Source organism: Rhodobacteraceae bacterium Araon29 (assembly GCA_039640505.1).
Lineage (GTDB): Bacteria > Pseudomonadota > Alphaproteobacteria > Rhodobacterales > Rhodobacteraceae > CABZJG01.
Window position 1 is genome coordinate 1,015,590 of sequence record CP046865.1, and the last position, 22,463, is coordinate 1,038,052.

19 protein-coding genes are annotated in these 22,463 nt (G+C 46.7%); 7 read left to right on the forward strand and 12 right to left on the reverse strand.

Annotated elements, in window-relative coordinates:
- Nucleotides 1-4: 4 nt before the first annotated feature.
- Nucleotides 5-289, forward strand: coding sequence for a hypothetical protein (locus tag GN278_04710; protein ID XAT60175.1), 285 nt, complete (start codon nucleotides 5-7; stop codon nucleotides 287-289).
- A gap of 732 nt (nucleotides 290-1,021) precedes the next feature.
- On the opposite strand, the gene GN278_04715 is transcribed toward GN278_04710, so the two are convergent.
- The 9 genes from GN278_04715 to GN278_04755 all read right to left on the reverse strand — a co-directional run bounded on the left by GN278_04715 (nucleotide 1,022) and on the right by GN278_04755 (nucleotide 13,180).
- Nucleotides 1,022-2,161, reverse strand: coding sequence for a serine hydrolase (locus GN278_04715; protein XAT60176.1), 1,140 nt, complete (start codon nucleotides 2,159-2,161; stop codon nucleotides 1,022-1,024).
- Nucleotides 2,162-2,818: 657 nt separating this feature from the next.
- A complete protein-coding gene (locus tag GN278_04720; GenBank protein ID XAT60177.1) occupies nucleotides 2,819-3,805 on the reverse strand; it encodes a putative sulfate exporter family transporter in 987 nt (328 codons plus the stop codon).
- Complete coding sequence (locus GN278_04725) at nucleotides 3,802-4,158, reverse strand: hypothetical protein (GenBank protein ID XAT60178.1); 357 nt, start codon at nucleotides 4,156-4,158, stop codon at nucleotides 3,802-3,804. The genes GN278_04720 and GN278_04725 overlap by 4 nt, the downstream gene beginning before the upstream one ends.
- 153 nt (nucleotides 4,159-4,311) lie before the next feature.
- Complete coding sequence (locus GN278_04730; protein XAT60179.1) at nucleotides 4,312-7,104, reverse strand: bifunctional aconitate hydratase 2/2-methylisocitrate dehydratase; 2,793 nt, start codon at nucleotides 7,102-7,104, stop codon at nucleotides 4,312-4,314.
- A 265-nt stretch (nucleotides 7,105-7,369) separates the two neighbouring features.
- Nucleotides 7,370-8,056: an HAD hydrolase-like protein gene (locus GN278_04735; GenBank protein ID XAT60180.1), complete on the reverse strand. Its 687-nt coding sequence runs from the start codon at nucleotides 8,054-8,056 to the stop codon at nucleotides 7,370-7,372.
- Between the two features lie 81 nt (nucleotides 8,057-8,137).
- Nucleotides 8,138-9,334 (reverse strand): extracellular solute-binding protein, encoded by a 1,197-nt coding sequence (locus tag GN278_04740; GenBank protein ID XAT60181.1) that lies wholly within the window; start codon nucleotides 9,332-9,334, stop codon nucleotides 8,138-8,140.
- 52 nt (nucleotides 9,335-9,386) lie between these two features.
- Nucleotides 9,387-10,481: an ATP-binding cassette domain-containing protein gene (locus tag GN278_04745; GenBank protein ID XAT60182.1), complete on the reverse strand. Its 1,095-nt coding sequence runs from the start codon at nucleotides 10,479-10,481 to the stop codon at nucleotides 9,387-9,389.
- 12 nt (nucleotides 10,482-10,493) lie between these two features.
- Nucleotides 10,494-12,263: an ABC transporter permease subunit gene (locus tag GN278_04750; GenBank protein ID XAT62546.1), complete on the reverse strand. Its 1,770-nt coding sequence runs from the start codon at nucleotides 12,261-12,263 to the stop codon at nucleotides 10,494-10,496.
- A 50-nt stretch (nucleotides 12,264-12,313) separates the two neighbouring features.
- Complete coding sequence (locus GN278_04755; protein XAT60183.1) at nucleotides 12,314-13,180, reverse strand: MurR/RpiR family transcriptional regulator; 867 nt, start codon at nucleotides 13,178-13,180, stop codon at nucleotides 12,314-12,316.
- Nucleotides 13,181-13,900: 720 nt separating this feature from the next.
- Between GN278_04755 and GN278_04760 the strand changes: the two genes are divergently transcribed.
- The 6 genes from GN278_04760 to GN278_04785 are packed head-to-tail and all read left to right on the forward strand — an operon-like array spanning nucleotide 13,901 to nucleotide 19,483.
- On the forward strand, nucleotides 13,901-15,004 hold the full coding sequence (locus GN278_04760; protein XAT60184.1) for a substrate-binding domain-containing protein: 1,104 nt from the start codon (nucleotides 13,901-13,903) through the stop codon (nucleotides 15,002-15,004).
- Nucleotides 15,001-15,996 carry an extracellular solute-binding protein gene (locus tag GN278_04765; protein XAT60185.1) on the forward strand — a complete coding sequence of 332 codons (996 nt, stop codon included), beginning with the start codon at nucleotides 15,001-15,003 and terminating at the stop codon, nucleotides 15,994-15,996. Before GN278_04760 ends, GN278_04765 begins: the two co-directional genes overlap by 4 nt.
- A 50-nt stretch (nucleotides 15,997-16,046) precedes the next feature.
- The gene (locus tag GN278_04770) at nucleotides 16,047-16,850 is read left to right on the forward strand and encodes an ABC transporter permease subunit (GenBank protein XAT60186.1); all 804 of its coding nucleotides are present in this window, start codon (nucleotides 16,047-16,049) and stop codon (nucleotides 16,848-16,850) included.
- 1 nt (nucleotide 16,851) lies between these two features.
- Nucleotides 16,852-17,643 carry an ABC transporter permease subunit gene (locus GN278_04775; protein ID XAT60187.1) on the forward strand — a complete coding sequence of 264 codons (792 nt, stop codon included), beginning with the start codon at nucleotides 16,852-16,854 and terminating at the stop codon, nucleotides 17,641-17,643.
- Nucleotides 17,640-18,668 carry an ATP-binding cassette domain-containing protein gene (locus GN278_04780; GenBank protein XAT60188.1) on the forward strand — a complete coding sequence of 343 codons (1,029 nt, stop codon included), beginning with the start codon at nucleotides 17,640-17,642 and terminating at the stop codon, nucleotides 18,666-18,668. Before GN278_04775 ends, GN278_04780 begins: the two co-directional genes overlap by 4 nt.
- A 2-nt stretch (nucleotides 18,669-18,670) precedes the next feature.
- A complete protein-coding gene (locus GN278_04785) occupies nucleotides 18,671-19,483 on the forward strand; it encodes a phosphodiesterase (GenBank protein ID XAT60189.1) in 813 nt (270 codons plus the stop codon).
- A 389-nt stretch (nucleotides 19,484-19,872) separates the two neighbouring features.
- Here the strand turns inward: GN278_04785 and GN278_04790 are convergent, their stop codons facing one another.
- From GN278_04790 to GN278_04800, 3 genes are read right to left on the reverse strand one after another with little or no spacing between them, the layout of a single operon-like run.
- Nucleotides 19,873-20,568 carry an RraA family protein gene (locus tag GN278_04790; GenBank protein ID XAT60190.1) on the reverse strand — a complete coding sequence of 232 codons (696 nt, stop codon included), beginning with the start codon at nucleotides 20,566-20,568 and terminating at the stop codon, nucleotides 19,873-19,875.
- Nucleotides 20,569-20,570: 2 nt separating this feature from the next.
- On the reverse strand, nucleotides 20,571-21,263 hold the full coding sequence (locus GN278_04795; protein XAT60191.1) for an alpha/beta fold hydrolase: 693 nt from the start codon (nucleotides 21,261-21,263) through the stop codon (nucleotides 20,571-20,573).
- Entirely contained in the window at nucleotides 21,260-22,393 is a 1,134-nt protein-coding gene (locus tag GN278_04800) for an epoxyalkane--coenzyme M transferase (protein ID XAT60192.1), read from the reverse strand. Before GN278_04800 ends, GN278_04795 begins: the two co-directional genes overlap by 4 nt.
- Nucleotides 22,394-22,463 lie beyond the last annotated feature (70 nt).

The window sequence follows — 22,463 nt, forward strand, 5'->3', positions numbered from 1 at the left end:
TCAATTGCTGGAAAAAAACACCTCAGCAGAAACTCCAGATTATTTAGGTAAATTTAAAGTACTTGATGATGTGATAACGTTCCACACCCGCCGTGATTGGGAGGAAACAGAAAGACGTCTGTCGGTTGTTGATTATGGTGTCGCTAAATGGAGTGATCGGGACGTAGAAGCCAATATCATTCGGGCCATGGTCAACGTAAAGAACAGAACTTTGGGTAAGTATAAAGAAATCCTTTTTGATCTAGGATACATTTGGGACCAAGAATTTGAAATGATCCGTGATCCGTGATCCGTTTGCCATGCCCTGCAGTGATGGCGGCATTGCAAATTGGAAGAACAAACAGACTTTCAAAAGCCGCTGGAATGTTACTTTGCAATAGCATTTGGTCTTAATAATTGAGCTTCATTTCTATGGCCAAAGCTCCCAAAAGTTAATAACTTAGTCTTCCCAGTAGGGAGGCATTTAGCTTCACACTCAAATTTTTGTTAAACCGCACCCGTGTGCACGAATAAATGGGCGAATAGAGCACCTTAACTCTATCAAAAAAGATAAAGAGTTCTTGATCTGAGTGATTTTTCCGCCCTAGGCTTTCAACATTAGGCTTATCTCAACGAAGTTAAATTAGTCTGGAAAGGATATTTTACCCTCAGGGGATATAAGACGACCCTTTAGTCGTTCAAGATACCACATGATAAGGATTGGCCCCAAGGGGGTACAGGCCTACCTTCCCCGCTTCACATATGCGTTCTTGCATCGGTAGAAACTGGTGCGACCTATGCCAAAATATCTGCACGTCTTGACGACAGAACCGTTCGTTTCTGTAGGCTCTAGAACCCGTAGGTTACGACGAATTTCGCGTTGATCAATTTTCATTGGACATATCCCCCTTCTCCAGATCGGAGATTAAAGAAAATGTCTCGCGAGTGCGCGAATATTTACACGAACAATAATTATCTTGGTTCGAAAGCAGCCTACTCATCAATTTTATACGCCTTGCGTGCAAATTTATTGAACTACTCGCTATTGGGTACAAATTTGTCGCAAGGTAGCGGCGACTTCCCCCATATAGATGTCATCATATCCATGTTCGTTTTTTAATACGCTCAAAAACGAGCAAGATGTTTTTGTGATAGTATCGACCAAAAGAAACTGACCTCCATACCCGGCGTGCCCAACAAAACGCCCATCGGTCATAAGGTGGTTGGAATATCTGAGCCACTCTTTTGGTTGGGAAAGGCTTGGTGCATTTCGCGACAAACTTTTTACCAGGAAAGCTGAATTGGCAAAGTTTGCACCGTGGATATCCAAACCTTTTCGTGCAAAAATCAGGCCAAACCTAGCAAGATCCCTCGCACTCAAACAGCTTCCTCCGGAAAAAGCAGGATAGCCATCCGGGCTAAGGCTTATGTGAAAAGCACTCTCGTATCCGACAGCATCAGCAATTTCTTCAATATGTTTGGCCAGACTTTTGGGTGAAACCTTCGCTACAATCCGGGTAAGAACATCAGTGTTGGCTGACTTGTACTGAGCAAGAGTTATGTTTTCTTGATCATAGAATCCTGTGATGCTGTTAGTGAATTCAACCAGCGTAATCTCTTTGTCGCTATTGTTTGTTGGTAGGCGCCACCCAAGCGCGATTTCCTCAGTGTAACAGTCTGATTGAGGGTCGAAATAGTCCTCGGAAAAATTGTTGTTTACTTTCATATCTAAAAGCGCTTGCAAGGGTGCTTCTGCGTAACCACTGCCGATGTCTGGCAAATAATCTTTGACTTTTGCGTCTAAAGACAAAACCCCTTGGATGATTAACTGGCCAATAATGATGTGAATATGGAGTTTTGTAATGGATTGGATGGAATGGGGTTGTGATGCTGAAAAATCATCCGCAGCTGCTTCCATCAAGATTTTGTCATCTCGAATACAGCAAAAGGCCGAGAAAGCAGGGTGACGCATCAGCTTTTTCAAATCCGGATTGTTTAGAATGGAAGTGTTTGGCTCGGACTCTAAAACCAAAACATTTCTTGATCTGATCATAAGCGCACGCCGGAACAGCCTGTGAGCATTATGAAATCCATGGCGTCGGTGGTCGGCTTGGTTCCAACGTTGCTTATTATTTTCTCCAACAGTCAGATCCGGGTTAGATATTATTTTACGCTTTTTCATACTTCCACTTTTATCCGCTTCTACAAAATCTATCCGTTTTCAACTATGTATACCATAGCTGGGTTCTTCCCTTGATTTGCTAGCTTTTGAGCGCTAATTGTGTTTGCCGGTCGGCCCAATAAAATCACTATCTTTACTTTTCCAAAACTCTTGTAATGTAAGAAACAGTCAGATCATCGCGCGGTCGACTAACGATCTTTATACTTGGTGGCTTGCCACTGATGGCCTTGCAAGATGGTACGAAAAACATATAGAGGGATTACTCTGCTGATTAAGCACTTACTCCTTACAATAATTTAATTTATATCTCGATCTACATCGCTTTAGTAAAAAATTTATTTTATCAAAGCATTGATTTTAATAAATATTAATCCCGTTAAGTCGCTTCGCCGATTGGTCACTTACCCAGTAAAATTAAAGGGCTCTACTTGTTCTTAAAGATCTCCTATTTTGTTTTTCTTGGAAGGCCTCGTTGGAGCAAAAAAATACACGCTATTTGAATCTTAAAGGGAACGCTTTTGAGTTCTCTCCCTGAGTATAACGGGAATCCATTCTGTCTTAAAGAAAACTGCTTTTAACACTTTGCGGGGCTCACTGGATATCGGCGTCTAGATCAAAAACCATTCTCAACCGTGTAAGAGGTTTACCCTAGCAGTTCTAAAATAGAAAGATAATTACCAGCATGGCTATGAAGATCGTTTCTGCCACTAGTAGGCCAATGGCAGCACCGCCCACATCAAGCACATCTTTCAATGACGTTTTCAGTCCCACCCCAGCGATAGCAGCAAGCAGCGCCCAACGGCTGACATCGCCTGCAAGGTCTGAAACGGCAGTCGGGATCCATCCCATAGAATTGACTAAAAGCAGCCCGAAAAAGCCAATCACAAAGACTGGAATCAGGGGCTGTCTTTCGACTGGCTCTGGCCCCTCTTGAGGTGCTTGACGCAGAATAAGGGTGGCCACAATGATCACAGGGGCCAACATGGCGACACGCACCAATTTCACAATTGTGGCAACCTCACCTGTTTCTGGCCCTACGGAAAAGCCGGCGCCGACCACTTGCGCCACATCATGGATGGTTGCGCCCAGAAAGATACCAGTTTCGAAATCAGAAAATCCAAGTTGCGCGGCCAAAACTGGATATAGGATCATTGCAATAGTCGACAGGATGGTCACTCCTACGACGGTGAATACCAAACGCTCATCTGTGCGCTCATCCTTGGGCAGAATGGCCGAAATCGCCATAGCGGCAGAGGCCCCGCATATCGCAACCGATCCAGCCGAAAGGAATGCAAACTTTTGACGAAAGCCAAAGAACCGAGCGCACAGCAGGCCAAATAAGATTGTTGCCACAATTACAATCACAATCATTATTAGGACATCTAGGCCCAATGAGAGGGCCAGATCAGTACTGATGCGCAGCCCCAACAAGGCGACCCCAAATCGCAAAATGGATCGCGAGGCCAAGGCAATACCAGGCTTTGGTCGATCCTGTTCCGACACAAAATGCAGCGCGATACCGAACAAAAGCGCCAGCAACATCGCTGGTGCACCATAATGGTCTGAAACAAATTGCGCGGCTAGGACGATCACCGAGACAATCAGCAACCCAGGTGTTAGGGATTTAATGTTGTCCCAAGTCATTCGTTGTCTCGCGCCGTGCGCGCATCGCGGAAGCTTTTAACAAAATAGGCAAGTGCAAAGGCCGCGGTAAACTCCATAATGATAAATCTCGCGATCCGAGCAAAATCATCCGCATTAAGAATGGATGGGAGCCTTAAAAAAAGAGCTACAAATGTAATCACGGTTAAAGTGACAGCGATATGGGCAATGACCTTATTCTCTTTCTTAACCCCTTGGTAACATAACAAAAGGCCGAACCCAATTGCAGCCTGCATAAATCCTGTTAGGCTATTCAAATCTGATGCCAAGTATCCCCATGCCGAGCAAAGGATAAGCGCAATTGCATTCAAAAGGCTTGCCGTGTGTGCTTTCATTTTTCTATCTACACCTTGATGTTTACGATTTCATTTAAAGTTTAGGGCGATGTGTTTGCAAAGCGCAAAGTTCGTTATCCAAACAGCATCCCATTTGAACCGCCGCGCAAGATAGCTTTTGGGATATCGTACGCGTACCAACCGCCTTAGAACTCAATAATGCGCTGACAGGCTTGCAAAGGGCTTCTGCGCCGGTGGCGAAAATTTGGTTAAATCAATGCCCTCGACAGCATTCGTGTATTCTTCCAGAGTAGGTGTTCTGCCAAGGATTGCAGAAAGGACCACGACCGGCGTGGATGCAAGCAATGACTCTCCCTTTTTATCTTTCGAATCGGCCACAACGCGCCCTTGAAACAACCGAGTAGAAGTTGCCAAAACCGTGTCGCCTTTTGCTGCTTTTTCCTGATTTCCCATGCAAAGGTTACAGCCCGGACGTTCTAGGTAAAGAATGTTCTCATATTCCGTCCGCGCAGTCATTTTTGGGGCGAAATCGTCGAATTCAAAACCTGAGTATTTCTGCAGCACTTTCCAATCGCCTTCTGCCTTCAACTCATCAATGATGTTGTAGGTCGGGGCAGCAACAACGAGGGGTGCTTTAAACTCTACCTGACCGTTTTCCTTTTCCAGATTTCGCAACATCTGTGCGACGATTTTTACATCGCCTTTGTGCACCATGCAGGACCCAACAAAGCCCAGATCAACCTTCTTTTCTGCTTTATAAAAAGAGATCGGACGGATGGTGTCATGGGTGTAGCGCTTAGAGACATCGGCGTTGTTTACATCCGGATCCGCGATCATTGGTTCGTTTATCGCCTCAAGATCGACTACAACTTCTGCAAAATACTTTGCGTTTACATCAGGGGCAAGCGCTGGTTTTTGACCTGAACTAATTTGCGCAATACGGTCGTCTGCAATATTTACCAGGCCTTGGAGCATGGCCACACCATTATCCATGCCTTTCTCAATCATTATCTGAATGCGCGCTTTTGCGATCTTCAGGGATTGGATGAGCGTTTCGTCTTCAGAGACGCAGATGGAGCCTTTCGCCTTCATCTCGGCGGTCCAGTCGGTAAAGGTGAAAGCTTGGTCGGCCAGAAGCGTACCGATGTGCACTTCAATGATACGGCCTTGGAATACATTGTCACCAAATTGCTGAAGCATCTGCGCCTGAGTTGCATGCACCACATCACGGAAGTCCATGTGATGGGCCATTTTACCTTTGAAGCTCACTTTGACAGATTCAGGGATCGGCATCGTTGCCTCGCCCGTTGCCAGAGCCAAGGCTACTGTGCCGGAATCCGCACCAAAGGCCACACCTTTGGACATGCGTGTGTGGCTATCACCCCCGATGATGATCGCCCAGTCATCGACTGTGATGTCGTTTAGGACCTTATGAATCACATCCGTCATTGAATGATAAACACCTTTGGGGTCACGCGCAGTGATCAAGCCGAAGTCGTTCATGAACCTCATTAGGCGTGGAGTGTTGGCTTGCGCCTTGGCATCCCAAACCGAAGCTGTGTGACAGCCTGATTGATAGGCCCCGTCCACAGAAGGAGAGATTACAGTCGCTGCCATCGCCTCCAATTCTTGCGATGTCATCAGCCCTGTGGTGTCTTGCGAGCCAACGATGTTGACCTTTACCCGCACGTCAGACCCGGCATGCAAAACCTTGTCAGGCGTTGTGCCACGGGCGTTGGCGTTGAAGATTTTTTCTACCGCTGTCAGGCCTTGCCCTTCGCTTGAGATTTCTTTGGATGGTGCAAAGGCAGACTTCAGCTCAATCCCGAGTGCTTCTGCAGCAAAGGTTTGCAGCTTCTTACCAAAGACAATGGCGTAAGACCCACCAGCCTTCATGAACTCCATCTTTTGCGGAGTAAAGGAAGGTGCCATATCCACCAACTCCTCATCCCCGTTTTCGCAATAGAGCTTTTTCTTTTTGGTGTTGATTATCAGCACTGTTCCGGTTTCTACGGAGTAGCGCTGCTCTAGAATGGGGTTCCCATCATTGTTAAGGATCGGCTTGCCGTCATCGTCCAACTTTTTGACCCAGTTTTTGAGGTCGACCCCAATCCCACCTGTCACTCCGACAGTGGTCAAAAAGATAGGTGAGATGCCGTTAGTGCCCGCCACCACAGGGGCAAAATTCACAAAAGGCACGTAGGGGCTCGCTTGCTTGCCGGTCCAAAGTGCAACGTTGTTCACGCCAGACATTCGGGATGATCCAACGCCCATCGTGCCTTTTTCAGCGATCAACATTACCTGCTTGTCTGGGTGCCGAAGCTTCAGTGCTTCGATCTCTTTTTGTGCTGCCTCCGAGATAAAGCATTTCCCGTGTAATTCTCTGTCCGCGCGCGAGTGCGCCTGGTTACCTGGAGAAAGTAGGTCTGTGGAAATATCGCCTTCAGCAGCGATGTAAGTGACCACTTTTATTTCATTGTCGATATCTGGCAGCTTCGTGAAGAACTCTGCCTTGGCGTAGCTTTCAAGCAAGTTTTTCGCAATTATGTTTCCAGCCATATAAGCTTTTTTGATGCAATCCGTGTCGGCCTCATAAAGGAACACTTGGGTCTTTAATACCTCTGCTGCGTTTTTCGCAATACCTACATCGTCGCCCAACGCAATGTCCAAAAGAGCTCGGACCGAAGGGCCACCCTTCATATGAGACAACAATTTAAACGCAAAGGCGGTGGTAATTTCGGGGACATCCGCTTGCCCTAGAATAATCTCTTTCAAAAACGCCGCCTTCACATCAGCAGAGGCGGTGGTGCCTGGTAGAGTGTTGTAGATGAAGAAGTTCAAAGACGATGCTCGGTGATGGTTGCCCTTGTCTTTGATTTGGGCAATCAGCTCCGCCGTCAACGGACCGTCGTCAATCGGTTTTGGATTCAACCCATCTTGCTTGCGGGTTTCAGTTTCTTTTAGGTAAGCTGTGTAAAGGCTCATGGCAGTCCTGATCGTTTATGGTGTTTAAAGGGCCTAGTGGAAAGTAAATTTGCCGAAAACATTATTTGTATGCTGTAGTATACAAGCTGGTATGTAAAGGCAAGCCCTTCGAGGTTAGGCGGGGCTTAGAGCAAACTGGCAATTTGACTCATTCAATTTAGATATTAGAGTATCGCGCCTAGTGCAGGGTATCTCACTGGCTGCGCATTGAAGGTAAGTTGAAGTGGAGCGAAGCATTTTTCACTCGCTAAACTTAACAAAATTCCTACTCGCCTTTTCCTATAGGTGCTGCTTCACTGCGCAATAGCGCAAGCTCAAGAAGATCGCGAAAGGTGCCCACTTGCAAATCCGAGGTCGTACAATCTGGGTCCGAATTGAACCTAACTGTCGTCATGCCTATTGTTTTGGCACCATCAAGTTCTTTTTGAGAATGTCCAACGAATATCGCATCTTGAGGCTTAACGTTAAGCGGATCAAGCGCCGCCATGTAAATTCCGGGTGCCGGTTTCACAATGCCTAATTCGCAAGAGTCCGCGTAACTGTCCCATACTTGGTCAATACCAACAGACTTAAACCAAACCATTTTTTCTGATGGCGGGTTGAAGGTGTTAGTAACGATCCCAAGCTTGAAACCCCGCCGCTTCAGCTCATGAAGGGTTTCTGGAACGCCTTCAAAAAAGCTGACATCACTTTGCTGAGCCTGCAAGAGTTTGATGCCATCCGCGATATCTTGCTTCTTGGTAACTCCATAGTGCTGCATCAACCATTCCATGAATGCCTCCACGCCAATCTTACCAGCATGAGCTCGCAGGCGCATTTTCTTCGCTATTGGATCGATGGGAGGGGGCACTGGGTGCCCACGATCTTTAAGAAATTTTTCAATCGCTGCTTTGCGGCGGGGCTTATTGTAAAGGATATCACCCGCGTCGAAAAGTACTGCTAAAATTCCCACAATATTATCCTTTTGATCGCTTAGAGCTTCAAAGTCGCTGAAAGTTTGCCCCAGCCAATAGTGATGGCTGAGGCGCTACTATCAACTTAGCTCTAAATATAGAGCCAGAAAGCCATACTTGGTATAGTAGATCTCAGTAGGGTCAATCGGCCAGAGCTTTAAATCATCAAATTTTGGCAGTCCGAATTTTTCGAGTTGCTTTGCTTCGATACTGGCACGAGCAGCATAATCGCCTGGTTCATTCCAAGGAGCAAAACCTTCTTCTTCCATCATGTATCGGATCAAAAGTTTGGCGGCGTTAGGATTTGGGGCCATGTCTGCCATAACCAGAGCAGTTGGATACGAGACGCCAAATATTGGGTCAAGATCAAAAATTGGTCCTGCGGCATATACGCCTTCTTTGTTTTTCCGCATTTTTGAGAATGTAGTAATGCCAAGAGGTGGGTTGTCTTGTTGCACATCTCCCACATTCTTAAAAATCTTGGTGGTTGAGCTTTGGAAAACTGGCTCATTGTTCAAGAAGCGATAGAGCCACTCCATCGCTGCGTCGGGCGCATCAATCGTAGTACTCTCTTCGACAAGCTCAATTACGTCTTCGGAATAAGTGATTGGTTCACCAAATTCTCGCTCATAGGCGGCTGACATTTCATCTGCGTTGTGCAGAATTGTCTGGATGAAATTGGCCGAAAGGCCGTCTTCTAGCGGGCTTGGTAATAGTGTCCGGCCTTTCCACTCCTCGCGTGTTAGGTCCCAGATTGAATTGATGGGGGCACCATCAGGGTTCAAAGCTGTATTGTAATAAATCACTCGGCTACTGTGACGCTGAATCAGAAATGGTTCTATCTCATGCGCATCTAAGTCACCCTCAAGCCCTGTCGGCACGAAATTCCACACCAGATTGTTTGGTAAGGCCTCGTTTAGCAAAAGCGGCGCTTCTGCATTAAATAACACATCGACTGAATGGATGCCCGCTTTGTGCTCCCGGCGGAGTTTTTCGATCTGTAGATCTGAAGGCATATCGAAGCCTACGATTTCAATACCGTATTTTTCTTTGAACCCGTCCACTAGCTTTGCGATACGCGATGAAACAGAATAGATTACAACTTGGCCTTCTTTCTTAGCGGCTGCTTCGATCTCTGCCCAGTTTTGATTTGCTGAAGCGTATTCGCCAACACCGGCAGCTTTTTGCCAGGTCTCATCAGCAAATGCTGTACTGGACAACATTACGGTGGCTAGTGCTAGCGGCGCAAGAAGCCTTTCGTTCAGTCTGTTTGACATTTTATAGTCCTCCCTTGTTTAGTTTTGACGGCCTTTGGCTAGGCCGCAGCGATTATGATCCCTTGTGAGGGATCAATGAATTGGTTTGGGTATCGTAGATGTTGATAGCGTTGACTGCATAATCCAAGAATACTGAGTCGGAAGCTTTGAAAGCCGTATCATGGCCCACTCGTGCCAGTATAGCAGTGTTTCCACGAACGAGTTGAACGATGGTTTCAGGACCATTTGGCAATATCGCAGTGATCTTGTATTGCTCACCTGGCGCGTCTTTATCCCCTGAGAGTATTATGTCTTCTGGTCGTGCGCCAACTATGATTTCGGAGACGCCGGGAGACCATCCCAGATTGATGCTGATGTCACCGTTGCAATAGCGAGTGCTATTTGTGCTCTCGCTGGTGAGTTTGATTAGGTTAATTCGTGGCATCCCAATGAAGTCAGCGACAAAAGTTGTTTTGGGATGGCGGTAGAGTTTTTGAGGGGACGAGACCTGTTCGATTGTGCCATTGTTCATCACAACCACACGCGTTGACATGGTCATCGCCTCAGTCTGATCGTGGGTGACATATACTGTTGTTGCTCCAGTTTCAGCTTGGAAGCGTTTTAACTCAACACGCATGTCCATTCTGAGACGAGCGTCAAGATTCGATAGAGGCTCATCCATCAAAAAGACATGTGGTTGGGTTACTAACAATCTCGCCAAAGCTACGCGTTGCTGCTGGCCGCCCGAGAGCTCAGATGGGTAACGACCCGCTAAATCACTTAACCCAACATCACCCAGCACTTTATCAAGGCGGTCACTGGCCTCGCCTTTGGGGGCCTTCAGGACATCCAGTCCAAATTTGAGGTTGTCACGGACTGTCATATGTGGCCAAAGCGCATAAGATTGAAATACCATCCCCAGCTCTCGTTTACCTGGTGCGATATTGATCTTTTTTGAGCTGTCGAAGACCACATTATCTCCAATGATAATCTCACCTTCATCGGGGGTCTCTAAACCAGCAAGGCAGCGCAAAAGTGTGGTTTTACCACATCCTGAGGGTCCGAGAAGAACTAGGAATTCCCCAGATTCAATCTCGAGAGAAACGTTGTCTAATGCGGTGGCCTCCCCATAGCGCTTGGTCAGGTTGTGAATTATTATCTTGGCCAAGGTTTGTTCTCCTCAAGAATGTTTTTCACGTAACCGCGTGATTTTGCCTTTGCCAAACCATAATAGGATTAGCTCGCCTATGATCGTCAGTACGGCGACAATAAGCACCAAAGCATTCGAAAGCTGGGTTAAACCTTCTTCGGCGTAATTGAAGCCCACAGTCATAAGCACGCGGGTAGAAGGCGTGATCAGCAGAATAATCAGGGAAAGCTCGCGCATTACGCCAACAAAGCTAACCATCATGCCGGATAGAACCCCGGGGCTCGCCAAGGGTATAACAATCTGACGGAACCGCTTTCCCCAAGTTGCGCCGGTCAATTCTGCAGCTTCTTCCAGCTCTTTTCCGATCTGCGTAACGGCCATAATACCGGTTTTGACTGAATAGGGCAGTCGGCTTACCACTGAGATTAGGACTAGGAGTGAGAAGGTGCCATAAAGCGCGGGTATAGGGCCAACCGGTTCGGCAAAGAGTGTTAGATACATGGCGCCAAAGGCAATCGTTGGAAATAGAAAGGGGATAAATGCAACTTGATCTAGAATGCGTGCCAGACGATTACCTTCACGGCGCACGACGATATAAGCAATCGCAAGACCAACGATTGAGGCTATGATAGCTGAGATGAATGCAAGTTTTAGGGTATTCCATGTGGCACCCAGAATAATATTGTTGTGTAGAACGCCAGGTTCACCAAAAGCAATTTCTGGGTTGGACGTACCGAGCCAAAAATGAGACGTCAGGTTATTAAGTTCATAAAATCCGTCAATCAGCATCAGCGACTGATACCCCAGAAGAAGAAGTGGTAGGATACCAGTCAAAAAACCGAAGCTTGAAACGCAAACAAAGACAGGCCAGCGCCACGCCCCAAGCGTAATGACACGGCTGCGAAATCCCTTTCCACTAATTGTTTCAAACCTGCGCGACTTTTTCCCCACAAAGCGATTTGATAGCCAAATCGATACGAGCGAAATTGCTATCAAGATAATCGCCAGTACAAATGCCATGGAATCTAGCCCTAGCGCGAGATTTGCGTAAACCATAGTTGCCAATGTGTGGAACTGGGTTGGTGCACCAAGCAGAAACGGTAGTGCAAACTGCCCAATGGTTTTGCCGAAGGTTAGGATGAAGGCCGCAACAAAAGCTGGGGCAACTACAGGAAACGTGATCCGCCTCAGGATCATCAAACGGCCGGCACCTGTTATCAACGCTCCTTCTTCCATTTGACTGTCGATGGTGGCAAGGGCACCTGCGACCAACAAGTAAGCAAAAGGGAAATAATGGATGGCCAGTGTTATCGAAATTGGAAAGGTGCCGTATGAAAGCCACTCAGGGGGGCTAATGCCAAGCAGAGCTTCGTAAAGACCCGGTTGTCCGCCTACCTTGGGGCTACGGAAGACTGCCTCCCATGACAATGCAATCGCGAAGGAAGGAACAATATAGGGCAAAGTAAGTATTGGTTGCAGCCAAGCCTTGCCTGGCATATCGGAGCGTACAACGCACCAGGCCAGAATTCCACCAGCCAGTAATGCCAGTGTGGTTGCAATAATACCAGTTTTCATAGTATTAACGAGCGGCCCATAAAGCATTTTCCCTGAAATCGGCCCAGTGGTGACTTGCAGCCAATGGAACCAGGTGAATTCACCTGGTACTGCGTCTCGTGAGATGCGCCGATCGCCTTCTCCCCAAGTTAAGGTTTCAATGATAAGTTGAAGAAATGGCCATAGGACAAGATATGTAAGAACGATTAGAAGGATCAGCATAAGAATGCTGACCGGATCGGTCATCCACGCCGGGGTCCTTGGTTTTACGTTAAGCAGAGGGATTGACTTGACCGTCACTGTTTTCCTCCCTCATACTGCCTCTTTTGGCGCAACTCCTCGAGATTACTCAGGCCTTTGAGTGCTTGGTCCGGATTTAATTGGGCGAGTGTCATTGCAATCGCTTCCGTCACCAGAAGTGGTCCAGTTCGCAGTTGCATTCCGCCTTCGTCAGGGCGGCTTACACACAAAAGCTGGTTCGGGCGTGGCCGTAAAGTAGGTCCTGTTGCATCAGAAATGACGATTGTTTTGGCGCCAATCCTATCGGCATGTTGAACCAAAGCTGCGTAGCCAGAAGGCAATGATGCAGGTACTTGAAATGCAAATATTACTAATACATCGCCAGATCGTAGGCCGACCGCGTGCTCGGCTAGATCTCGCCATTGAAGGTTCAAAGCAACTTCAGTTCGAACAGCATTACGTCTTAGGCGCCTTTCTAAATGTGTGGTCAAAGGCGCTGCACTGCCGCGTCCTATTATGTAAACGGTTCCAGCCGCAGCAAGGATCTTGGCAGCAGCATCGATCTGCTCTTGGGTCACGGAATTAATCACTGTTGAAAGCGCCAGAGTTTCACTTTCTATCAGTGTAGTCAGGTTGGAACTGGTTTTAATTTGATCAAGTTTCTGTTGATAGGGAGTTAGAGCCATCGACCGCGCCTGAGCGTCTGTTCGAATATGCGACCGCATAGCCGGAAATCCGCCATATCCCAACTTACGAGCCAAGCGAACAACCGTTGAAGCATGAACCTTTGCTTGTTCAGCTAGTTTGGCACTTGAAAAATAAACAGCTTCCTCTGGGTTGTTAAAAATCCACGAAATCAACGCACGATCAGACTCTGTCAATCGACCTTCAAACCCTTTAACCGTGTCTTCAAATGTTTTCATTATATGTTTTAATTCTTAGCAATTCGGAGAGTGATTCTAAGTATTTGCAATAAAAAATTCAAAGTCAATAATAATTGCAATAAATATTGCATAAATTCTATGATAACGATTAATAGATATGCTGAACAACGTGATACAGTTGTCTTGTTCAGTGTTATCAAAGGGAAAGTTTCAGTACCCAGACTTTTTAAGTGCTGTTATAACTAGCAATCGCAAAATATTCTGCAGACGTTCAAGTTTTTAACAAAGGAATTCAAAAATTACCAAAAAAGCACTCACATATCTGATTGAAGGTTAAAATAAATACATAAAAACAATGCAGTACGATTTATGTTTGTTCCGGCCATTGGTATCAGGTTCTGCTAATTTTACTTTTAACTAAAGCATACAAGGGTTAACCTTGCAAAAGGGGACTCAGATTAGGTCAAAAAGGAACTTAAAAGGGTCGCGTTGACCCTTTGGCCGACCAAGATTGCACCTACGGCAACATAGAATTCTATGTTTTCTGTAAAGTAAATTTTTTCAGTTTTTGAGTTCTGAATAGAATCGTACTGTTGATACTGCGATAAATTTATAGGGTCTAAAAAAGCATTTCCAGACAGAGGTGTATTATTAACTATCTGTTTTAATAGTATATTTTTACACTTATTATAATTTCTTGCATGGTGTTCAATTGGCTGGTAACGTTTTTGGAAACGTTTCCAAAAATTGGGATATAACTTGCGACAACCAGTCACAATAAAAGATGTAGCGATGCGCGCAGGCTGCGGTGTGGCGACTGTAAGTCGGGTTTTAAATAATACGGGTTCCGCAAGCGCGGAAATGCGCGGACGCGTGATTGCAGCTACTGATGCCCTTGGTTTCGAATTTAGTGAGGTCGCCCGCTCTTTGCAAAGCAACACGACCCGTACAATTGGATGTGTCGTACCATCCCTTGCCAACCCTGTTTTTGCGGATGCGGTGCAAGGTGCACAGGAAGCTTTTCAATTAGCCGGTTATCAAACACTTCTTTTATGTACCAACTATGATCCTGAATTTGAGGTGCAAGCGATTAGAACTCTGACAGCGAAAAAAGTTGATGGATTTGTGCTGACAGTTAGTGATGCGCTTAACAGTGAGGGATTGAAGGCAATTCAGAGCGGTGGAGTGCCACACTGTTTGTTGTTTAATCTGGCGCCGGCCAATGATCAAAGTTGGTCGGTTGATGACCATTCAGCTGCCATAAGGGTTGCTGACGCATTTGTCGAAAAGGGCCACGGTCATGTTGGTTTTTTGGCACTAAAGTTTAAAAGTTCAGACCGTGCCCGTCAACGTTACAAGGGATTTGTTGATGGGTGTTCTGATAATGGCATGACGCCACCGGCCCTGCTAGAGATTGATGAAGACAGTCAAGATTTGACCGCTCTATTGAAGACATTTATTTTAAATAACCCAACACTGACTGGGATATTTGCATCCAATGATTTTCTTGCTCTAGCCATAATCCGTAGTGCAAGGGAATTGGGATTACATGTACCCAAAGATCTTTCCATCGTAGGCTTTGACGGTATCGAGGTCGGTACAATGGTTGAGCCTAGTTTGGCAACGATTGTGACTAACCCAAAGCTAATGGGTTCTGGGGCCGCAAGAACCGTATTGTCAGTTATAAACGGAACGTCCGCGCCCGAATTACCTGATCCTAAATTGACATTCAGTTTCCGCGCTGGAGGTAGCCTTGCAACTCCGGCAGCTGAAAGAGTGGACGACAAAAGGGGTGTGGCCCTTTCGTCGTCCAATAACCCAACCCAGAAGAATGATAAAACTCAACAGGAGAGATCAAAATGAGATATAAACTAGCAGCCGCATTTGTGGCAATCACAATTGCTTCTCCGGTATTGGCCGCAGATGCCGTGTGTTATAATTGTCCGCCTCAATGGGCTGATTGGGCGTCAATGCTTGAAGCTATCGACAAAGAAATCGACGTTCAAATGCCCCATGATAACAAAAACTCCGGTCAGACCTTAAGCCAACTTTTGGCTGAAAGAGATAATCCTATCGCTGATGTTGCGTACTATGGCGTCACAACTGGTATTAAATCGGGTAATGAGGGCGTTGCAACCGCCTATAAACCGGCTAAGTTCGATGAAATTCCCGATGGCCTCAAGGACCCAGACGGTAAGTGGTTTGCAATTCACTATGGTACCCTCGGATTCTTTGTGAACGTTGATGCACTTGGAGGTGCAGATGTTCCCCAATGCTTTGCGGACTTAACCAAACCTGAGTATCGCGGTATGGTGGGATACCTTGACCCGTCATCTGCCTTTGTCGGTTATGCTGGCGCCGTTGCTGCAAATATGGCGTTTGGTGGTGATCTCGACAATTTTGATCCCGCAATCAAGTACTTCAATGATCTGGCTAAGAACTCACCAATTGTACCAAAGCAAACGTCTTACGCGCGGGTTGTATCCGGTGAGATTCCAATTCTTTTTGATTATGACTTTAACGCATATCGCGGCAAATACGAGGAGGATGGGAATTTTGAGTTTGTTTTACCGTGCGAAGGATCAGTGCGCGTGCCGTATGTAATGAGCCTTGTGAACAATGGTCCGAACCCAGAATTAGGCAAGCGCGTGCTGGATTTCATTCTTTCGGATAAAGGCCAAGCAATCTGGACGAATGCCTACCTTCAGCCTGCTCGCCCTGTCGAGTTGCCTGCTGATGTAGCGGCTAAATTCTTGCCAGCTAGCGATTATGAGCGTGCTGTCGCAGTGGATTACGCAAAGATGGAAAAAGTGCAGGCCGGTTTCGGCGAGCGCTATCTTTCCGAAGTTAAGTAAAACTTTTCGAAAGGAGGGGCCGGGCGCGTTGCTCGGCTCCTACTAGACCAATGACAAATCGAACCTTCGTTCTTGCGTGTCTGACGCCACTCCTAGTATTTTCTGTCGCTTTTCTTGCTTTACCCCTTATTCGTCTGTTTCTTGTATCGGGGGAAAGTGAAGCGGGATGGGCAATCTACATCGATATTCTTCGTAAACCACGTTATCTCAACACCCTAATCTTAACCGTTCTTGTGTCACTTGCTACCACATTTGCAGCGTTAGCTATCTCAACGACGGCAGGGATGTTTTTATCTCGTAATCGTTTCATGGGGAGAGGAATACTACTATCAATCATGACGCTCCCCCTGGCCTTCCCAGGGGTTGTTATTGGCTTTTTGATTATCCTATTGGGCGGTCGTCAGGGATTGATAAATCAGATAACACCCGGGCACGTCGTATTTGCTTATTCTGTGATTGGTTTATTTTTAGGGTACCTTTACTTTTCAATACCGCGCGTCTTGCTAACTGTAATGGCGGCAGCCGAAAAGTTAGATCCCGCATTAGAAGAAGCTGCGCGCACGTTGGGCGCTAAGCCCTTTCGCGTAGTAGTCGATGTGATCCTACCTGGCCTGATGCCCTCACTTATTGCAGCTGGAGCAATTGCTTTTGCGACCGCTATGGGTGCGTTTGGCACTGCTTTCACTTTGGCAACCGACATCGATGTAATTCCAATGGTGATCTATACAGAATTCACCTTGTCGGCCAACATCGCGATAGCTGCAGCCCTATCGATCGTTTTAGGCATTGTTACATGGGCGCTATTGCTGCTCGCTCGCAGCCTTTCGGGCACAACCGTATCGGCAGGGGGCTAAAATGTTCAATTCAAAAACCAAATTTATCCAATTGATGGTTACTCTGACCGCATGTGCGTTTTTGTTCGTGCCGATGGTTCTTTCTGTTATGGCCGGTGTTACTGCAAACTACTTTCAGGGCATTTCGTCAGGACTAACCTTGAAATGGGTTTTTCGCGTCTGGGAACTTTATGCAGACAGTATCTTTTTATCGCTTTGGTTGGCTATTGCCTGTCTTATCTCAACTTTGATTATCGGATTACCAGCGGCCTATGGATTGGCGCGCCACCCCGGCTGGTTATCCCGTCTTCTGGAAGAGTTCATATCACTACCACTCGCGGTACCGGGGCTTGCGCTGGCATTGGCATTGCTGCAGCTCTACGGCTCTATGAAAGGTTTTCGGATCTCATGGACGTTCATACTTGTTGGCCACATCTTGTATACGCTTCCATTTATGGTGCGCTCTATTTTGGCAGTTCTTGCATCAATGGATCTTAGAACGCTGGAAGAAGGTGCTGCCTCGCTTGGTGCCTCACCCTGGCAAAGGTTTCGAGATATTGTGGTACCCAATGCAATGCCTGGAATTCTAGCAGGTTCGCTGACGGTGGTAACGCTGTCTATCGGTGAATTCAATCTGACTTGGATGTTGCACACGCCATATCTGAAGACACTGCCCGTTGGGCTTGCAGACAGCTATGCTTCGATGCGGCTTGAGGTTGCGTCGGCCTATACCCTCGTTTTCTTCGTACTTATTGTTCCACTTTTGATGGCCATGCAATGGGCCTCTGCACGAGCGCAAAGGATTGCACAATGACACTTCGTCTGACCAATATTGCAAAGACGTTTCCAGATGGTACCCGGGCTTTATTGCCTACTAAATTGACGGTTGAAACTGGAGAAATTGTTTCACTTTTGGGTCCGTCAGGGTGTGGAAAAACCACTCTTTTGCGAATTATTGCTGGGCTCGAAACACCGGATACGGGCAGTACAATCTGGTTTGACAGTGACGATGTCACTTCCTTATCTGTCGAGAAGCGCAAGGTTGGAATGGTCTTTCAGTCCTACGCGCTGTTTCCTAATATGTCTGTGCGAGCGAATATTGGCTATGGGCTAAAAATGCAAAAGCTGAAAAAGCCGGAAATTAACGCTCGCGTCGATGAAGTACTGGAAATGTGCCAACTTAATGACTTCGCAACGCGGGGGGTCAACGCTTTGTCTGGCGGACAGCGGCAACGCGTTGCCTTGGCTCGTGCAATTGCACCGCGCCCGAGAATTTTGTTGTTGGATGAACCTCTCTCTGCGCTGGACGCTTCAATGCGCGAGGCCTTACGCGAAGAGCTGGCAGTTTTATTAAGAAAGTTTCAGATCACGGCAATCTTTGTGACACACGACCAAGACGAAGCCATGGCAATTGCTGACCGCGTTGCGGTGATGTCCAATGGCATAGTTGTTCAAAGTGGGACACCAGAAGAACTATATCGTAATCCAAATTCTGCATTTGTGGCAGGTTTTGTTGGTAGTGCAATGCATCTTGCAGGAAAAGGTGCTGGGAAAACACTTACACTAGAAGGTGGGATCCAAACCCTTCCATCTGAAGGCCTTAGCCAAAATGTATATGTCAGAGCTGAGGATGTCCAGATTGATGAGGCAGGCTCACTCTGTGGCGAGGTTGAGACCGTAACATTCATGGGCACACACTATAGAATCGGGATCAAAGGGATTATACCAAATACTTTGACATCAATTTTTGCGGGACAAAATGCTCCACCTGTTGGCGCGAAAGTCAGAGTATCAATCAAACCCCAGACTTTGATGCTTTTGCCCGAAGGAGCACCATAGGGGTGACAAAAATTATCCAAATATCAGATCCGCATATCGTGCCGAAGGGTCAACTTGCCTATGGGCGTGTAAATACTTTGGACGCTCTTAGCGCTTGTGTTGAAACCATCAACCGTATTTTGCCGGATATAGGACCCGTTGACTTGGCAATTGTTACAGGTGACGTGACCGATTTTGGCACCGCTGAGGAATATCAAATTTTCCGCGATGTTATGGAATCACTTTTGATCCCATATTTTGCAATTCCTGGAAACCATGATGATGTACGTGAAATGCGTGCCTGTTTTTCGGATCAGCAGTGGATGCCTCAATCTGGTCCAATTAACTGGACTGCTGATTTTGCAGACATGGCCTTGGTTGGTCTGGATTCCAGTGTTGCTGGCAAAGCCCATGGGCATCTGACCGACGAAACGCTTGATTATTTACAGGATACATTAAGCTCATTGAGCGATAAGCCCGTTATTGTAGCGATTCACCATCCGCCAATTCTTACGGGCATTGAGAAAATGGATATTCAGAACTTGCGTGAAAGTAGAAAGCTTCGAAAGCTTTTGTCAGATTACCAAGGCGAATTGAAATTAGTTTGTGGGCATATTCACCGAAATATCGTAAGGAATTTTGGGGGTGTTATATGTCAAATAGCGCCCGGAACATCGCATGCTGTGACCCTAGATATGCGTGAGGACGTTCCAAATTGCCTGACTAAAGAACCGGGCGCATTTTTGATGCATGAAATGCGTGGCGGAATTTTGACTCATAGCATTCCTGTTGGACACTTTGATGGTCCCCATATGTTTTATCCAAACAAAAAATGAGCAGCCTAATTTGGAGTCTAATTTGATTTTAATGGTCTGATTGGCCTGATTTTAAAGTTAAAGCTAAAATAAGTTATTTGTCCTCGGGAAATAAACTTTAGTTAAATTCCCCATCTTTGAGCTAATTTGAAAGTTCTTCAAAGAAGAAAAAGAAACTGAGTGGGGTTAAAACAGGCAAGCTTTCATTGAAGAAGATGACGATGATTTCACGGTAACGAATGAGGACATTTAGATTCTAAATTCACGCCTTTACATTGAATTTGACAGAACAATCCGTGGGCACCAAATTACTATAGTCAGAAAGAATTCCCAAACTTTTTGACACTTTTGGGCAAATGATTATTTACAGGACATTTTTCAACTTTTTGGAAAATTTTTAGAAAAACTGATCAAGTTCTAGAATGTTCAAACTGATCCCAAACTTGTTGAAAAGTTTCAAAGTCAAAGCTCTCTTTTTGGGCGGCATCTAAGACAATGCGTTCCGTAGTCAGCAATTTTTGAATGGCAGCTTCAAGCGCCCCGATCACGTCTGCTGGGACAACCAAGGCGCCATGTTGATCGGCATGGATCAAATCGCCGTCAGACACGGACAAACCACAAATTGAAACTGGCGATCCAATGTCGCAAATATGAACAAACCCATGGCTTGGCCCGATGGACTTTGCCACGACTGGAAAGCCTGTTGGCAAATCCCCCAGATCGCGCATCACCCCATTGGTCACGGCACCCGATAGTCCAAAACCTTTGTGAATTGTCGTGTTAATTTCACCCCAATAGGCCCCTATACAATCGGGATAGTCCATATCTTCAATAACAGCCACCGCTGGCAAAGCAGCTTCAGCCATATATTTGTAGTAGTCCATTCTGCGTGCTTTAATAGTCTCGGGAGGGTCAATTGGAGGTGCGATGGCGGCAATTTTCGCTGTCCGGGCGTAGCCCACAATTGCCGGCTCTTTTGGCGCGGAACTCAGCATCGTACCGCGCGTAAAGGCGGCAAATCCTCGTTGCCCTTGTGCAACTTCGATTGCGTTGCAAACCGTTGGCGTATCTACTTGCCGCAGTAAGTTTAAAAGGGCAGGGGTCATATCTATATCTCCAACCAGTGTTCAAGTGCCAATGTTGTTTCTGTGGGCTGTTCTAAAGTGGGCAAATGCCCGGCATTTTCGATAATCACAAGGTGACTATTCGGCATCAACTGATGCATGAATTCATGACGCTCAACAGGGCATAGCTTATCATGCCGACCGCAGAGCACTAACGCTTCTCCTTCAAAATTTTGTAAGGTGCTGGTTTGATCGGCTCGCTCGCGCAAGGCTATGGATTGATTTATAAAAATACTCGGTCCCAAATCCAACGCCATCTCCATACATAACTCAAGCAAGTTTACTTTTTGTGGGCTCTCCACCAAGTAATTCGGCTTCATTTCATCGCGCATCACTTGAGGTAAAGCCCCAGAACTGACAGCCTTTATTTGTGGTTCACGGCGTAATTTGACGGCTTGCAATTCGGCAAGGGGATTGGTGTCCATTAACGCCAGCTTGCTCACCCGCTCTGGGGCTTGGCGCAGTATTTCCATAGCAACTATCCCACCCATTGAAAGCCCCGCAAGTGCAAACTTCGATGGCGCATGGGCCAGAACATCAACTGCCAAGGCTTCCATCGAGTTATGTCCCCCAATGGCCCCCACCGTCACCGGCCTGCTTTGGGAAAAAAATGCGATCTGCGGCGCAAATAAGCGCGCGTCGCACATCATTCCGGGAAGAAATAGTAATGGTATCAAGCGCGCTCCGTCGCAATTTTGGCGCCATCTGCAAGTGAGGCAAGTTTTGCAAAAGCAATATCAGGATCAACAGCGCCAAATCCCGCAAAGGTTCCAAACCCGCAGTCACTACCTGCGATCACGCGCTCAGCTCCGACAATATTAGTAAATTTTTCAATACGTTGAGCAACCAGTTCCGGATGTTCCACAAAATTTGTAGTGGTGTCGACTACTCCCGGAATAAGAATTTTATCATCTGGTATTTCTGATTTTCGTGCTTGAAAAACAGACCATTCATGGGCGTGGCGGGGGTTAGAGGTTTCAAACAGCACATAGCGTGATTTGGTTGACATTAATGTGGAAAACACTTTGTCCATCGAAATATCACAGCAGTGCGGGCCCTCATAATTACCCCAGCAGATATGAACGCGTACCCGGTCTTGGGGCACATTTTCTAGCGCGTGATTTAGCGCCTCAACATGCAGATTTGCCACCTCGACAAAAGCCTCGTCGCTGAGATCGGCAAACAACATATGACGTGATAAAGCCAAATCCGGGCAATCAAGTTGTAGGTCAAGACCAGAGCCTATGATGGTTTCATATTCTGCTTTCATCACATCAGCCAGAGCTGCAAGATAGGCTTCGCGGTTGGGGTAGTAATCGTTTTGTAGAAATAGTGATATCACACCTGGTGAGGCGGCATTCATAAACCCGCGCTGGGCGCCATGGTCCGCCATAGCTGCCTTTAGATTATTGATATCTTTTAATAATTCATCTTGGCCTTTTGAGCGGATATTGCCAGTGCACATCGGGCGGGCGTATTGCGGCGTGCCGCCATCATCGGCCAGACGCTGTAAAAATCCAGGAAACATTTTTAAGTCAGCCGGCGCATTGCGGGGGCTATCACCTGAAAAGCCGCTGTAGCGGTCTTTCACATAGGTGGCATAGGAGATTTTTGAGGTTTCGCCATCGCTGACAATGTCAATGCCGGCTGCAACCTGTTTACCAACAGTTGCTGAAACAGATTGCGTCATGCAAGCGTCGAATGCGGTTTGCTCAAAAGGTTCTTCGCGCTCGCGGGCAAAGATGAAATCCACCACTTCTTGACTGCGTGGCAAAGAGCCCACGTGGGTTGTTAAGGTTTTGCTCATTTTGCTCTTTCCTTCTGTTCGGTATCACGTCGGTATTGCGTCGTTTTTGCCTCGGTGCGGTTTTTGCTCT

Excerpts from the sequence above, each read along its gene's own strand:
- GN278_04725 (XAT60178.1), bottom strand. The coding sequence starts at position 4,158 with ATGAAAGCACACACGGCAAGCCTTTTGAATGCAATTGCGCTTATCCTT.
- GN278_04750 (XAT62546.1), bottom strand. The coding sequence starts at position 12,263 with ATGACCGATCCGGTCAGCATTCTTATGCTGATCCTTCTAATCGTTCTT.
- GN278_04720 (XAT60177.1), bottom strand. The coding sequence starts at position 3,805 with ATGACTTGGGACAACATTAAATCCCTAACACCTGGGTTGCTGATTGTC.
- GN278_04775 (XAT60187.1), top strand. The coding sequence starts at position 16,852 with ATGTTCAATTCAAAAACCAAATTTATCCAATTGATGGTTACTCTGACC.
- GN278_04765 (XAT60185.1), top strand. The coding sequence starts at position 15,001 with ATGAGATATAAACTAGCAGCCGCATTTGTGGCAATCACAATTGCTTCT.
- GN278_04740 (XAT60181.1), bottom strand. The coding sequence starts at position 9,334 with ATGTCAAACAGACTGAACGAAAGGCTTCTTGCGCCGCTAGCACTAGCC.
- GN278_04715 (XAT60176.1), bottom strand. The coding sequence starts at position 2,161 with ATGAAAAAGCGTAAAATAATATCTAACCCGGATCTGACTGTTGGAGAA.
- GN278_04730 (XAT60179.1), bottom strand. The coding sequence starts at position 7,104 with ATGAGCCTTTACACAGCTTACCTAAAAGAAACTGAAACCCGCAAGCAA.
- GN278_04755 (XAT60183.1), bottom strand. The coding sequence starts at position 13,180 with ATGAAAACATTTGAAGACACGGTTAAAGGGTTTGAAGGTCGATTGACA.
- GN278_04780 (XAT60188.1), top strand. The coding sequence starts at position 17,640 with ATGACACTTCGTCTGACCAATATTGCAAAGACGTTTCCAGATGGTACC.
- GN278_04790 (XAT60190.1), bottom strand. The coding sequence starts at position 20,568 with ATGACCCCTGCCCTTTTAAACTTACTGCGGCAAGTAGATACGCCAACG.
- GN278_04800 (XAT60192.1), bottom strand. The coding sequence starts at position 22,393 with ATGAGCAAAACCTTAACAACCCACGTGGGCTCTTTGCCACGCAGTCAA.
- GN278_04770 (XAT60186.1), top strand. The coding sequence starts at position 16,047 with ATGACAAATCGAACCTTCGTTCTTGCGTGTCTGACGCCACTCCTAGTA.